Below are 16046 nucleotides of genomic sequence, written 5' to 3'. Positions count from 1 at the left end.
CGACACTAATTTATTCAGTATATTTTTATCTATTCATTTCACTTTTCTTTCTGATCTATTCATATCTCATGAAAATTCAAAATTTAGATATAAAAAAAGCCTCTAACGAGGCTTTTTTATTAAACAACTTTTAACTCATACTAACAAGTTATTAAAAGTCGTAAGACGCAGATAATTGAATTCTACGAGGAGACTGGTAAGACTGAGCTAAACCAAATGTAGCATTTCCATCGCCAGCAGCTATTTCTGCAGCTTCGTCGTAACGAGTTTCAGTAGAGGCATCAAATACGTTAAATATATCCATAGCTAAACGAACTTTTTGATCGTTAAAGCGAAGGTTATAAGTAAAGTTAAGATCTAAACGTGCTGTCCATGGTGTAGTACCCATGCTGCCACGAGGGAAACGTTTGTCACCTACGTAGTAAGTATCACCGTATACGTATTGATCAGGGTCTGGAGTATAACCTTGACCTAAAGCAGTCCAAGGACGTCCAGATGCGATATTAACATTAGCACCAATTAAGAAGTCTTCTGTAACAGCAAAAGCACCATAAATTTTAATGTTATGACGACGATCTGCAGGTAGATTACCATTAGCACCATCCATTAAATAAGGGTAATCCCAATCTTGCGTAAGACCTGCATCATCCTGACCATTATCAGATTTAACAAAACCTTCTGTATTACCATAGTTGTGAGACCATGTGTATAGCGCTTTTAAAGACCAAACCTGATCCCATGTTTTCTCTAATGTTAAATCAACTGATGCATATTTACGCTTAGCATCCGGGTAACCTAACTCTTCTGCACTAAAGCTATATTCTTCAGTGGTGCCGTCACCATCAAGATCGAAATTGAAAGTAGCGCCATTACCAGGATTAAATAAGAACCAGTTTTCACCTAAATATTCACCATTTTCATCATTAAAGATATAAGAACCATCATCAATTTGATTACCTAAAACACGGTAAGTTGCCTTGATACCCCATGACCAATCATCATTAATTGCTGCTTGATAACCAATCATATACTCATCGTTATACATTGGTTCAAGATCTTTATCAGATAAGGTATTTGATGCTTTCGCAGTACCGTCACCACCATTAGAAATAGCAGGATCACCTAGCTGAGTACCTAAACCTACAGGAGTACCGTCAGCATTTAACCCTTCAAAAGCGTACCAAGTTTGGATAAATGTTTCTGCACCCGCTAAACGAATATTTGTATTAGCTGCTACTGGTAGGTAATAACGACCAGCAGTGAAGAATAACTTACTATCGCCATCTCCATTAATATCCCAAGAGCCACCTATACGAGGGGCAATTTGGTTATCAATAGAAACAAACTCTTCGCCATCTGCATTGTAGTTAGTAAAACTATCATTACGAAGGCCTAATGTTAATGTTAAATCTTCAGTAACTGACCATTGATCTTCAATATAAATAGCCCAGTTTTCTACTTCAAACGAACCGCCATTTTTATAATCGCGTACACGTGTTGTCTTCATTTCTTCAGGTAAGACATAACCATTAGCCAGTCTAGCACCTTCTTCGTATGTACGATAATAGTAGTAAACGCCACCAGAGTTTTGTGTTGTTGAATCAGCTGTATTAGTTTCAGAATCATAGCCAAATCTTAACGTATGCTCATCGTTTAGGTAGTAATCAAAGTCAACTCGCAATTGCTCACGTTTATCTTCATTTTCACCAACGGTAAAGTTTACATAACACGTAGTATCCTCACCTAAATCGGCATCATAACCTGTAGGACAATCATCAAAGTCTGAGTAATCAGTTTCTGAAAACTTAACTTGGCCAAACATTGCTGACATACTTAGATCATCTGTAAGGTTACCAGTATAGCGAACTGCAAAACTCTCTCCGCCTCGCTTATGATACGCAGTGCCACCATCTACAGTATAATTACCATTTCCTTCCGGATCTGAAATTGTTTTTTCTGAATAAGTGCGTTTATCACTAAAGCCCCACAGCATTAGCTGGTGGTCTTCGTTGATATTCCAATCAAAACGAGCTAGGTAGTATGGGTCATCATCTTTTTCAACCGTTAAATCTGTTTGAGATGCATTACCGTATTCGTAGTCATTATCTCTTGCCGTATAGATACCATAGAAAAATAATGTATCTTCAATGATCGCACCTGAAGCATAAATACTTGTTTCAAATGAGTTGTCATAGTCGTCTTGGTTATTAACATATAAATCACCAATACAATGCCCGTCTGCATCGTCACAGCGATCATTTTGCTTGTAAAGTGAATTAGGAGCTTGCTCACTTAATGAGTCAGATGAATAAATCGTTTCAACACCAAAGTGAAAATCATTAGAACCAGATTTAGTAACTGATGAGATTAATCCACCGGTAGTACGCCCAAACTCTGCAGAATAACCACCCGTCTTAACCTGGAAGCTATCATACGCGGTGAAAGGGATTGTTGCGCCACCAAGACCATTTCGGAAATTAGTCATATTTAGACCATTCACGTAATAAGCATTTTCAGCTACAGAAGCACCACCAAATGAAGCTTGGTCGCCAAAACGACTGTCCCCTTCAGTTGCGCCAGGCGCAAGCAATGCAACTGAAGTTACAGAGCGAGATATAGGTAAAAGTTCTAGTTCTTCAGAGCTAATATTGAGTGAAGATTCTGATGCAGAAACATCTATCGCACGAATAGAACCACCGACAACTGCAATTCTTTCGATATTACCTGTAGTTAGTGGAATTTCAATAAGAGCTGTTTTACCAACTCCTATTACTACATCTTTAACTTGAGCTTGGTCAAAACCAGCTTGTGAAACTACTATATTATACTTGCCTACCGGTACCTGTTTTAGATCGAACTCGCCGTTAGAATCTGCAATAAGCGTTTTTGAATAACCTTTAGTGTCATCTGTTATTGTTATTGTTGCACCCGCTAGCGAAACACCTGACTGAGCCGTTAAGCTACCTTTTATAGCGCCGTTAACGTTATCTGCCATTGCAGGCATTGCCGCACTCAACGTCATTGCAACTGCTGCAGCAGTAAATGAGCGTTTAAATGTCTTAGAAAAATTGTGGTTCATCTTGATTTATCCCTAGATAATTAAATTATTATTTTTTATGTATTACATTATTTAAATTCACATAAAAATTACTTATATAAATTAAATAACACCTCTTAACCTACAAGAGAAACAAATTAATAACACAATAAAAATAAACTTGCCAACAAAATGCGATAGCGGTTAACCATGGACTTATCAATAGAAACAATGGATTAACATAAACAAATGGCGCGAACAGAAAATCGGGACAATGAACACAAAATTAACACCACTAACTATTCACGGAGACAATGAGCCAAACACAACAACAACCCTGTCATTTGTAAGTTTAGAGGCCTGAAACAGTAAAAAAAGATAAGGCCTATACGCCAAAACGCGATTCATAACTAATTATTATATAGGCTAAGCTGCATAAATATTCACACAACACTTTTTCAATTAGGAACCATTGCATAAAACAAAACTAAATTAAGAGAAAAAAAGTTCCTAATTAGGAACTTTTTTTGTGTGATTTTAAGACAACTAATTAAGTGACTCGCCAACCACTGGATAATAATCCCATACTTGTTTATCACTGAGTGAGCGTACAAGCTTAATGTATTCTGCATGTGTCCATGCAAGTGGCGTTGCTGAGTTTGTGCCCTCGCCTAGCTCATAACCAGCTTTATTTACACCGACACCATCCCATACTTGCTCTGGTAGCATTAGCCCTTTATTGGCAAATTGCTCCAAACCTTTAACATAACTATTTTTAATTTGCGCTTGTTTAGCATCATCAAAGGCGTTGTTTGCGTTAGCTGCTGCTATTTCATAGTGGCCACGTTCACCTGTGAAAAACGGCCATAGACGACCACGTTGGCCTGGTGTATTACTGCCACCCTCGGCATAGTTTGTGCCCGTTACTTCATCTTCGCCGTAGCCATCATTACCATAGCGGCGGTAGCCTGCAAATGTGCCGCTGCCGTCGTCAAAGCTAAAGCTGTATTTAACTTGTAGGTTATCTTCTAGTGTTTCGTCATCATACTCAGGTAGTGTTTTAACGATGCTTTCATCATTTGCACCGCGTACGCCATAGCGTACTAGCTCTAAAAAACCGCCATCTAAAATTTGCTTTTTATTAAACCCTTCGCGGCCATTATTAGCGTTAATTTTAGTGTTTGAGTTTGCATCGGTATCTTGGCCTATACGAATAAAGTATTCGCCATCGCTATTCTCGCCTTTTAAGTTACCTTTAGTGGTAAACATTTGCGATTCAATATCGCTGCTGTATTTTTTAGCTGTATCTAAGTAGCGCTTTGCGTTTGTATCATCGCCACTTAGTGTTGCAATATCACTGGCTGTAATAAGGCCAGCTACTATTGCTGCAGTAGTCGAAGGCGAATAACCGCTTTGCTCTTCCCAACGCTCTTGTTGGGTTGCCGGTGGTGTAATTTGCGTGTCGTTCCATAAAATTTTAGCAAGGCCGCCATCAACCAAAAAATCAGCCGCGGGTTTTAACATTTTTCCGTACCAGCTTTTTAGCTCTTCATCACTAAGTACATTGGCTTTATGTAACTTCCACGCAAGCATAATCGGCATAGCCGTTTGATCTAGCTGTACCCCTACCCATTCAAGTTCACCATCAACATGTGTTTTTTGTAAAAACCATCCAGTATCACCATTGTTACCGGGAGTTTTGCTATTTACTTGCACTTTTTCAAGGTATTCAAACGCTGTTTTTGCTGTGGCTGTATCGCCGAGTGCCATAAAGGCCATGGCTACTTGATAAAAGTCGCGCACCCATACTGCTTTATAGCCAGTAGAGCCCTCTTTAGCCGAAACCGTTTCGCCCCATGGATTAGATAGAGAAGCAATTAATGCCCCTGCGTGTGTTTTATCTTCTTGTGCTTTTAGAACCATGGCGCTGGTGTATAAAAGCTTACCGTTATCGGCTGTTTGTTCAATCATTTTATTGAGCGGTTTGAGACTTTGTAGGTAATCTTCCCAGCCTAGCGCTTCACCTTTACCGTTATAGTGATCAAGCACCGATTGGTACCCTTTTGCTAAGCTTTTTTCGCCTTGCTTTATACTTTGCTGCTGCGTTTTACCAAAACTAAGTGCTAAATCAAAGGTGGTATTCGCGCTTATGTCGCCAAGCTCTGCAAGCATGCTTACATTACCTGCTGTATCTCCGGTATTTGTGTATTGTGTATTTATAGATTGCGTAGTTTTAAGTGCGTTAATACCATCGCTTTCACCGGTAAAGCCCACTGTTTTATCTTTAAATGAGGTCGCTGATTGAAGTGATAAATAGTTATCGTCTTCCCATGCGACAAGGCCTTGCTCAGTCGTTTTAGCGAAGTCACCTAGCCCGTTATTATTAATATACGGATTAACAGACACATATGCTTTTAGCCCTTCAAGCTCAGTGTTAAATACACTGCGTACAAATAATGTTTGCCCATCTGGGTCAGTAAAAATGTGTTTTTCTAGGCTAAAGCGCCCTTGTTTATCAGTGCTAGTTACTTTGTAGGCAAGCGATAACGGGCGACCTTGTGCATCTTTATGTAAGTAATCAATGGTGACATCTAAATCATCAGCTTCACTAACGGTAAAGTCTTTACCTGTTACTATAAATTGCATGTCTTTTATTTGAGCTTGGTGAATAAGCCCAAACATGGTTTCGGTGATCATACCTTTAGCAATTGAAAACCACACCTTAGATACATCGCCCGTTGCAGCTGAATCACTGTATTGGCCGTTTTGGTATTGCTCGTATGACGTGCCAATACCTGTTTTACCCGCATAAGCCCAAAAAGGCTCTGTGCCTGGGGCGCCTGGTGCTGATGTAACCTGTGCTGTGGTACTTTCGTTAGTTGTGCTTGTGTTTTGAGCGCCGCAAGCGGTTAAACCTAACGTTAAAAGTGAGGCGGTTATAAGGTTATATTTTTTCATTGTGTGTCCTTAATTTGAATTTTTAACGCGCATTACCGCAACGGCAGCGACAACGAACGAGGCTGCACCAATTAACAATGCGTAAATAGGCTGATTAGAAAATACGTGGCGTAAAATGAGCCCTAAAATGCTGGCGGCAAGTAACTGAGGTATAACTATAAAAAAATTAAAAATACCCATGTAAACGCCCATTTTATTACTTGGCAGTGCGTTACTTAGCATGGCGTAAGGCAGCGATAAAATAGACGCCCACGCAAACCCCACCCCAATCATAGGTATAAGTAACATCTTAGGGTCTTGAATAAACATAAAGCTGCCAAGGCCTAATGCGCCCAGCAATAAATTAAAACAATGCGCGCCTTTTAAGCCCATTTTTTTAACTAAAAACGGAATACACATAGCGGCAATAGCTGCAAAGCCATTGTAGGCGGCAAATAAAATACCCACCCAGTCTGCACCATCGTTAAATGCTTTAGAGGTTGCATCGCTACTACCATAATGAAAGCTTGTTACTGCTGCGGTGGTATAAATCCACATGGCAAATAAAGTAAACCAGCTAAAAAACTGCACCCATGCAAGCTGCTTCATGGCTTCTGGCATTGTAAATACATCTTGTACTACTTGGTAAAAACCACCTTGAGTTTTGTTAGCACTTTTAAGCGCTGCTGCAATCCACTGCACAATACCAAACGCTAATAAACCACCAGCTAATAGGTATAATTCTTTTTCAAGCGATAAGCCCATTACTAATGCAAGGGTTGCTAAACCCAGCACTACAAAAATAATGGCGCCTTTATTAAAGTTAATATCAACCAGTTTGCTTGTAGTAGGTTGAGCGCTTTGCTTTTCAAACTCAGCTAATTGCTCTGGGCTGTACTCTTTTGTACGTGCAACGGTCCAAAGCACTGCAACAAGTAGCACCACCCCACCCCAATAAAATGAGTATTTAACAGACTCTGGAATTTGCCCAGGCGCTGCAGTATTACTTACATCAAACCAGTTGGTCATCATCCATGGTAATGCTGAGGCTAGTACCGCACCAATACCAATAAAAAAGCTTTGTAACCCGTAACCTGTAGCGCGTTGTTTTTCAGGTAAATTATCACCAACAAGTGCTCTAAACGGTTCCATGGTTACGTTGATTGACGCATCCATGATCCATAACATACCAGCGGCAATCCAAAGCGTAGGAGAATGCGGCATAATAAATAATGAAAGCGTTGTTAACACTGCGCCTATAAAAAAGAACGGACGGCGACGACCAAAGCGCCCCCACGTTTTATCGCTCCAGTAACCAATAATAGGCTGTACGATTAAGCCAGTAAGCGGGGCTGCAACCCATAAAATGGGAATATCATCAACTTGTGCGCCTAATGTTTGAAATATTCGGCTCACGTTACCGTTTTGCAGAGCAAAACCAAACTGTATGCCTAAAAAGCCAAAACACATGTTCCATATTTGCCAAAAACTTAAATTTGGCTTATCGGTATTATTATTTTGATTATTCATTATTAGCCTTATTTGTTAATACTGCGCTGCTAAATGCATCAAGTGTGAGTTTAAATGTAGCGCCTTGCGGGTGAGCTTTAAGCTGGGTGGTGTGATTTTCAAGTAAATCATTTAATAGCGTATTTTCACTCATTGCACCTAATTGTGCCTTTGATAAATTAACCGTAATTGTTTGAGGTTGTTCACTAAAGTTACTTAATACGTACAGCGCTTGTTGGCCAAGTTTGCGCGTAAAACCTACAACTCGCTCACTTCCTGTTACATTAAGCTCTGTCATTTCACCCCCAACCACAGCAGGTAAACTATTTAGTGACATAATCGCTTTGTAGTAGTCACGAAGTGCTACTTGTTCTTTTGTTAAATTAGCACCGTCAAACTTGCCATTATTCATCCACGCTTGGTGCGCTGGCACGCCAATGTAATCAAAAATACTGGTGCGTGTAGCTGTGCCAAATCCTGCGTTTTCTGAGCCATCTTCTCCCACATCTTGACCAAAATATAATAACGTGGGTGCGCGGCTCATTAAGTTTGAAACCACCATAGCCGGTTTACCCCACGCAGCGTTACCTGCAAAGTCAGGGCTCGCGATGCGTTGTTCGTCATGATTTTCTAAAAAGTGCAGCATGTGCGCTTCAATATCAGTAACTTGGCTTTGGGCTGCAAAAATAGTATTAGCAGCTACTTTACCCTGCATAATGGCTTTTAATGTGTCGTAAAAGCCGACTTTGTCATACAAGTAATCCATTTTCCCTTGGTGAATATACGCACGGTACATTAGCGGGTTATACACTTCGGCTAATAAAAAGGCGTCGCTTTTTTGCATTTTTATCGACGAATTTAAAAAACTCCAAAATTCTACAGGCACCATTTCGGCCATGTCGTATCTAAAGCCATCAACGCCTTTATCTAACCAAAATAGCGCTATGTCTCTAAATTTGTACCAGCTATTAGGGAGCTCTTTATCTTGCCAAAACTCGTAGTGAGCACGGTAATCCTTGTCTTTATAGTCGTTTGGCAGCTGAGCAAAATCGTAGCTGCCATCAGGCTTTACACCGTAATTCACTTTTACAGTTTCGTACCAATCGTTAATGTCGGGTTTTGGTGCACGGGCACCGTTACCTGTCCATTTAGCAGGTGTTTCATCAAAAAAGCCATCAGCAAGTGGGTGAGCTTTTCCACCTAATACGTTATAGGTTGTAGAAGTAGGCACTTGAAATGACTGCCCAGGCACATAATAAAAGTTGTTATTTTTATCGTACGTTTTACTAGTGTCGTCTTGTTCGCCAAAGTCTTTAACGCCTTTAGGCTTTCCAAGTGATTGATAATTGCGGGCAACATGGTTAGGCACTATATCAATAATGACTTTCATACCGTGGTTATGTGTACGTTCAATAAGCTGGCTAAACTCTCCCATGCGGTTCGTCACATTAACGGCTAAGTCGGGGTTAACATCGTAGTAATCCTTAATTGCGTACGGTGAACCTGCACGACCCTTTACTACATCGGGGTCATCTTGCGAAATGCCGTAGTCGGTATAATCGCCTACTAACGCATGGTGTAACGCACCGGTATACCAAACGTGCGTGGTACCTAGCTCTTTAATGCCTTTTAGGGCTGCATCGTTAAAGTCGGCAAATTTACCTACACCATTTTGCTCTTTAGTGCCCCATGGCACATTGGCAGTTTCGGTATTACCAAACAAACGGGTAAATACTTGATATACAACCGGCTTGGTAAGCTCATTTTGTGTGTGTGCGGGTGTTTGCTGTTGTTCAGGTTTGTTATTTTCTGAACACCCTATAGCAATAAGTGCACTACAAAGTACTGCGGGTACGTAAACTGATTTTTTCATTGTGTGTCTTTTTTGTCAGTATTGTTATTAACTTTATACTAAAGATTACTGCAGCAACCATACAGTTGCTGCATACGTATTCAGGTAAACTATTGAGAGGTATTTATAATTAATACCGTTGCACTCATTGCCGGTAAAGCAACTGTATTACTCAACACCTGTGTTTTGTGGGTGAATAAGTTAAGTGCTTTGGTATTTTTTGGTATTACTTCCTGCATATACTCAATATTCTTAGTTAGCTCTTTTGTGTTTTTATTCATAAATACCAACACAGTTTGCTCGTCGCTAATACGCGCGTAACTATACACGCCTTGTTGAGGCGTAAAGTGCACAAGTTTTCCTTTATCAAGTGCTGGGCTGCTTTTTCTAAAATTAAGCAAGGTACTAATTGTTTTGTGCATGTCTTTTTGCTGTTTTGTTAGCCCCTCGCCCGTAAAGGCGTTCCGAGTTTGGCCTTTAAATCCACCCGGGAAGTCTATTCTAATATCGCCATGATCTTTACTTGGGGTGTTATCTAATAGCACTTCCGTACCGTAATACATTTGCGCTATACCACGTGTGGTTAAAAATAACGTCATCGCCATTTTTGTTTTGGCTACATCTTGGCCAAGCTCGGTGTATACACGGCTCATATCATGATTATCTGCAAATACCATAATGTTATTAGTATCAGGGTATAAAAAGTCATTAGCTAACGATTCATATACTTTAACCCAGCCCGTGTTCCAGCTTTCTTCTTCATTTAGCGCTTGAATTACCGACTCTTGCAAAGAAAAGTCCATCACGCTTGGTAAGCTTGATGTATAACCATCTTGGTTATGCTTGCCACGTTGCCAGTAAGAGGCAATAGCAGGGTTAGACGTCCACTCTTCTCCAACAATATTAAAGTTTGGGTACTCCTGCATTATGGCTTTTGTCCAATCACTCAAAAATGCTTTATCTGAATATGAGTAAGTATCAACACGAATTCCGCTTAAATCAGCGTATTCTGTCCACCAAATAGCATTTTGAATTAAATACTCGCTTAACAGTGGTTGGCGCTGATTTAAATCAGGCATGGTTTCTACAAACCAACCATCGTTAAACTGGCGCTTGTCGTATTCACTCGCGTGTGGGTCTTGTATAGTTTGGCGCGCATGGCTTGTGGCGTTTTTACCTTTTTTAAACTCGCCATTAAAGTTAATCCAATCTTTAGTTGGCTTATCTTTAACCCAAGTATGCTCAGAGCCAAAATGGTTAAGAACCATATCCATTACCAGGCCTATACCTTGCTCTTTTGCTTTTACCGAGAGCGTTTTATATAACTGGTTTGAGCCCATACGTGGGTCAACATTATAAAAATCTGTAATTGCATAACCATGATAAGAATAATCTGGCATGTTGTTTTCAAGCACTGGGGTAAGCCAAAGCTGTGTAACGCCTAAATTGTTTAAATACGGTAATGCGTTTATAACACCTTGAATATCACCACCGTGGCGCCCGCCCTTTATACTTGGGTTTGCCGCTTCTAACATGCTTGGAACAGTATCGTTTTGTTTATCACCATTAGCAAAGCGATCTGGGTTAATTAAATAAAGCGTATCAGCTGATGTAAACCCTTGGCGGTTTGCGCTGTTTTTATTACGTTCAAGTAGTGAAAACTCAAAATTTTGACTCGCTTCGCTGCTGTTAAACAAAAGCGTTCCTGCTTTAGCGGTATCAGTAATAGTAATATTTAAAAATACATAGTTTGGGTTATCTGTACGGGTTACTTTATTTAACTTAACACCATTGTATTTAGCTAATTTAATCTGCTCGTTTGCAATATTTTGCTCATGCACCATGATGGTTATGGTATTTTTGTTCATGCCAACCCACCAATTAGCAGGCTCAACGTTAAGTGCGTAGCTAATGGTTGGTAAAGTACAGGCACTTACAAGTAAAAGTGTGTTTAAAAATCGCATCATCAGGCCTTTTTAATTTTTGCTAAAAAATCTTTATGAGTGGGTAATTGATCTACTGTTGAGGTAATAAGCGTTTTTAATGTAGAAAATAAGTCGTTTAGTTGTTCACTGCTTAATGAGTCAACAATACTGTTGTAATCATCGGGGATGAGGCCTTGGCCAATAAATACCTGTTGCCAAGCAACTTCGGCAAATAGTTCATCGTTTTCGCGCACTACTTTGCCAGTTTCCTTAAATAATTTGAGCTTGTGGGCCAATGAGTGAGGAATGTCCATTTGCTTGCATTGTCGCCAAAAAGCAGAATCTTCTCGCTCCGTCAGTTTGTAATGCAAAATAATAAAATCGCGTATGTGCTCTATTTCTATCACGCTTTGCTTATTAAATTCAGTAACTAAAGTTTCGCTTATGCCATGATGTGGAAACAGCTTTATTAAACGGGTTACTGCACTTTGTATTAAGTGGATACTAGTTGACTCTAACGGCTCTAAAAAGCCACTAGCAAGACCAACCGACACCACGTTTTTATGCCACTGCTTTAAGCGCCGTCCTGTTTTAAATTTTATAACACGTGGCGCCGTAATTGGTTCAGCGGGTAAATTATTTAATAATAACTGCGTTGCTGCATCGTCAGGTAAATAACGGCTACAGTACACCAAGCCATTACCTATTCGGCTTTGCAGCGGTATTTGCCACTGCCAGCCTGCGCTGTGTGCAATTGAACGCGTATAAGGTTTTAGCTCGCTAGTACCTTGAGACTGCACCGCCACGGCGCTATCACATGGTAAATAATGAGACCAATCTACAAAACCTGTATTAAGGGTTTGCTCTATGAGTAAGGCGCGCTGCCCTGTAGCGTCAATAAAAAGATCGCCATTTATCTGCTGTGTGTTATCAAGGGTTAATGATTTTATATTCCCTGATAGAGGGCATTGTTCAACCTGCTCTATTTTAGCATCAATATGATCAACACCGCGTGACATTGCGAGCTTTTTTAAAAACTCGGCATATAAAGTTGCGTCAAAATGGTACGCATAGCTTAAGCCAGGTAATTGCGTGTTAGGTATGGTATTTAATGGTGCAAACTTATGCTGTTTAGCTGCTTGGTAATTTAATGAAAAATCCCATAGGCTATCTTCAGAGCCTGTAATTTTTCCTTTTACCCAAAAATTATAAAAATCGCAAAAAGGGAAGTCTTTTCCAAATGAGCCAAAAGCATGCATGTAGCTATGAGAGGTGGTTTTCCAATTTTCGAACTCAATTCCTAGTTTTATAGATGCATTAGTCGCGTTTATGAACTCTTGCTCGTTTATACCCAGCGCGTTGTTAAGTTGAATAATAGGCGGAATTGTTGCTTCACCCACGCCTGTAGTGCCAATAGTACTTGACTCAATAAGGGTTATTTTAATTACTTTACCTAACACTTTATTAAGCAAGGCGGCTGTTATCCACCCTGCTGTGCCCCCGCCTGCGATTACGACGTGTTTTATTGGTTTCATATTATTGTCCACGTTTACAGTTTAAAGCTTTGTTAAGTTTGATAAAGTAGCTATAAAAAAGCCCTTGTAAAACAAATTACAAGGGCTCCTACACACAACCTTTATTATAGCTGGTAGCTAAAGCCTAACAAGTAAGTGCGACCGTAATCTTGGTAGTCGCGAACTTGTAGCGCGTTATCGCCAGAAAGCGATGTGAACGGCTCTTCTGTTAAGTTTTGAACTTGGAACTGAATTGATAAACCTTCAAGGCTCTCAACCCCAGCTTCAGAGAAGTCATAACCTGCCTGAATATCCCAAATTGTTTCGCCGATAATATTCACTTGCTCTGTATTAAAGCCTAATCCGTAAACATCACCTTTGAAGTCACTACGCTTACGCATGCTGGTTCGTAATTGCATGCCATTCATCTCGTAGTAAACCGTTAAGCTTTGAATTTTATCTGATAGACCCGGTAGTTCGTACTCATTGCCATTTCCATCTTCAATATCAGATTCAATACCTGTATGGCTTGCAATTAAGCCAAAACCTTCAAGAGACGGGTGGAAAATTTTAAATGGTAACGCTAGAGATAGCTCGTAACCGTATAGGTCACCGCCGCCGCCATTTACTTTACCACTGCCAGTACCTTCTGACGTAGCTGGGACTTCACCTGTTGATGGGTCCGCAACACCCGACATATCAATCGCGTAAGTACCGTCAAAAATCCACTGAGTTAAGTCTTTATAGAAAAATGCAGCAGAGAAGTAACCTTCATCACTAAAGTAGTTTTCATAAGATAAATCGTAGCCTGTTGCTTCTTTAGGTTCTAGATTAGGGTTACCACCCGATACAGACCAAAAGTTACCGTTTTCATCCGGTGTATCATTATATGATGCATTAACAGAGGCGTTCATTTCATCTATACGCGCACGTGAGATTGTTTTAGCTGCGCCAAAACGTATTGTTTGCTGCTCATCAATCGCAAGTGATAAATTTAAGCTTGGTAAAACGTGAGAATAATCGTGACCAATATCTGTAGGTGAAGTAATGACTAGACCAGTATTCCCATCTACACCAAAAGCATTACCTTGAGAGGATTGATCTGTATGAACATAGCGCACCCCAACATTACCAGTTAATGGAAGACCACTTACTTCTGCATTAATATTAGCTTGTGCAAATGCTGAGGTGATTTCTTCTTTTACTGTCCACGACTTAGTTGCATGAGTTGAGCTAGTTAAACTTTCGTCAAGGGTTTCATAGTAACCATCATTAACTAAACCATTTACATCGTAGGCTATCATGTCGCCTAGACCAATGAAGTCAAGGCCAACACTGCCTAAACGGTATTGCTCAGGTACACTAAGCATTCCTGGGTTTTCAAGAGAAAAATCAGTTAAAGTCAAGAAGTAACCTTGCGAAGATTTAGACTTTTCACGCTCTTTGTAACCTAAGCCAAATTCAATTGAACTAATGTATTCGTTTTCTAGTACTTTAGACGCTGCAAGTTTTAATGTAACTAATTCATCTTCAATAGTTGGAGCATTAATAAAACCGTCTTGAGCTTGGTTTTCATACTCTGTGCCAGTTAATCCATATGCATCATTTAGTGCAGAGCTTGCACCCCACGAAAGCGGCCCACCTAATTGAATTAGATCATAATCGCTGTAATCTAAGTCATGTGAAAAAGTAGCGCCAGTATTGCCACCATTAAAAGCATAACCTAAGTTATCTGCAACACCCCGAGAATCACCACGCCCTGTACCTGAGTAGCTTTCTATACTCCAAATTTTACGGTCAACTTGCGAGTAGCTTGCGTCAAATTCTACTGACCATGAATCATCAATATCGTATTTAGTGTTAAAGCCAAATGCAGTTAGTTCAGCATCACGCTCTTGGTAATCGTTACGCACAACAACACGTTGGCCTTGTGTTACAGCACTTGTTATAAATCCACTTTCTGCATCTACAGTAGCACTACTTGCATCAATACTACCTTGACCCCAAGCAAAAGGAACTTCAATGCCGCGTAAAATTTGCTCATCTGTAAAGTCTACATACAACGCATCAAACGTCATATTTAGTTTATCTGTAGGCGCTGCTTCTAGAACAAGCATTGCTGAATCACGTTCAAGTGTTGATGAACGAACATATGGTTTAGCACCGCCTAAAATTGAATACGAGTTACCATCTTCAGCAGTAAATTCAGGGTAGCCCCATGAATTCCAACGTTTTTCTTGGTTTGGCGAGCTCATGGTGTTTAGTGCAAATGCAATACCAATGGTGTCATCAGCAAACTGGTCGATGTATGAGAAAGTGCCACGGTAACCGTCGTCGTTGCCGTCAGGGTTTAATTTATCAAAGCTTGTTTGCTCATACTGTCCATTTACTTGAACAACACGTTCACCTTTGCTTAGTGGGCGAACTGTTTGCATGTTAATTATGCCCGCAATACCTTCTGCATCTAAATTTGCACTAGGTGTTTTATAAACAGTTACACCGCTCATAATTTCTGATGGGTAAAGGTCAAATTCTACGCCGCGGTTATCACTAATAGATACTTGCTCGCGGCCATTAAATGTGGTGCCACTTTCGTTTTCACCAAAACCACGAATTGATACTCTACTTGCGCGACCATCTAGGCGTTGCGCCGTTAAACCTGGTAAGCGTGCAATAGACTCAGCAATAGATGAATCAGGTAGCTTACCTATATCTTCTGCTGAAATTGACTCAACGACTTGAGTAGAAAAACGCTTTGTGTTGATTGATTCTACAACACTGCCACGAAAGCCTTTTACTTCGATAACCTCAACGTCATCATTTTTGACTGTATCTTCTTGTGCTGCTACAGAGGCAAAGCTTGCTAATCCTGCAGTAGCCATTGCCAACGTTAATATACTTGGTTTGAACATAGACATGATGTTTTCCCGTTACCCATATTGTGATACTCGCTTCTTTATTTGAGTGATAGTCAAACAGGCGAGCTAATTTTGTTGTCAGGATGAATATTAACGCCAGCTTTATTTTATTAACAACTTTATGCATACGTATTCAACAGTTACAGCACGACTTCACATTATTACAAACCTTGCCAAATAAACATTAAACAATTGATTTTATTGAGAATAAAATCATTTGAAATGACACAGCCAACTTTACATGTAAAATCTACTGTATCAAAAACTAAAAGTTAACAGCACGCAATGTAAACAAAGTGAAACTAATTAGTATCGCTATTCAAAATAAGAAATATTAGACACAATTCAAATGTT

General features: G+C 39.9%; 7 protein-coding genes. All 7 read right to left on the bottom strand.

The features are described from left to right. Window positions 1-151: 151 nt before the first annotated feature. The 7 genes from H5115_RS11770 to H5115_RS11740 all read right to left on the bottom strand — a co-directional run bounded on the left by H5115_RS11770 (window position 152) and on the right by H5115_RS11740 (window position 15692). Window positions 152-3079: a TonB-dependent receptor gene (locus tag H5115_RS11770; protein WP_182755429.1), complete on the bottom strand. Its 2928-nt coding sequence runs from the start codon at window positions 3077-3079 to the stop codon at window positions 152-154. A gap of 504 nt (window positions 3080-3583) precedes the next feature. Beyond that, complete coding sequence (locus tag H5115_RS11765; RefSeq protein ID WP_182755427.1) at window positions 3584-5995, bottom strand: glycoside hydrolase family 15 protein; 2412 nt, start codon at window positions 5993-5995, stop codon at window positions 3584-3586. A 9-nt stretch (window positions 5996-6004) separates the two neighbouring features. Then, entirely contained in the window at window positions 6005-7504 is a 1500-nt protein-coding gene (locus tag H5115_RS11760) for an MFS transporter (RefSeq protein ID WP_182755425.1), read from the bottom strand. Continuing rightward, window positions 7497-9356, bottom strand: coding sequence for an alpha-amylase family glycosyl hydrolase (locus tag H5115_RS11755; protein WP_182755423.1), 1860 nt, complete (start codon window positions 9354-9356; stop codon window positions 7497-7499). Before H5115_RS11755 ends, H5115_RS11760 begins: the two co-directional genes overlap by 8 nt. Before the next feature lie 89 nt (window positions 9357-9445). Continuing rightward, on the bottom strand, window positions 9446-11302 hold the full coding sequence (locus H5115_RS11750) for a glycoside hydrolase family 13 protein (RefSeq protein ID WP_182755421.1): 1857 nt from the start codon (window positions 11300-11302) through the stop codon (window positions 9446-9448). Continuing rightward, a complete protein-coding gene (locus tag H5115_RS11745) occupies window positions 11302-12795 on the bottom strand; it encodes a tryptophan halogenase family protein (protein WP_182755419.1) in 1494 nt (497 codons plus the stop codon). The genes H5115_RS11750 and H5115_RS11745 overlap by 1 nt, the downstream gene beginning before the upstream one ends. Window positions 12796-12899: 104 nt before the next feature. Next, window positions 12900-15692 carry a TonB-dependent receptor gene (locus H5115_RS11740; RefSeq protein ID WP_182672690.1) on the bottom strand — a complete coding sequence of 931 codons (2793 nt, stop codon included), beginning with the start codon at window positions 15690-15692 and terminating at the stop codon, window positions 12900-12902. Window positions 15693-16046 lie beyond the last annotated feature (354 nt).

This window comes from Pseudoalteromonas sp. SR44-2 (genome assembly GCF_014163745.1).
GTDB classification, from domain to species: Bacteria; Pseudomonadota; Gammaproteobacteria; order Enterobacterales; family Alteromonadaceae; genus Pseudoalteromonas; species Pseudoalteromonas distincta.
The sequence above is the reverse complement of the archived record's forward strand: the minus strand, read 5'-3'. Positions and strand labels throughout refer to the sequence as shown.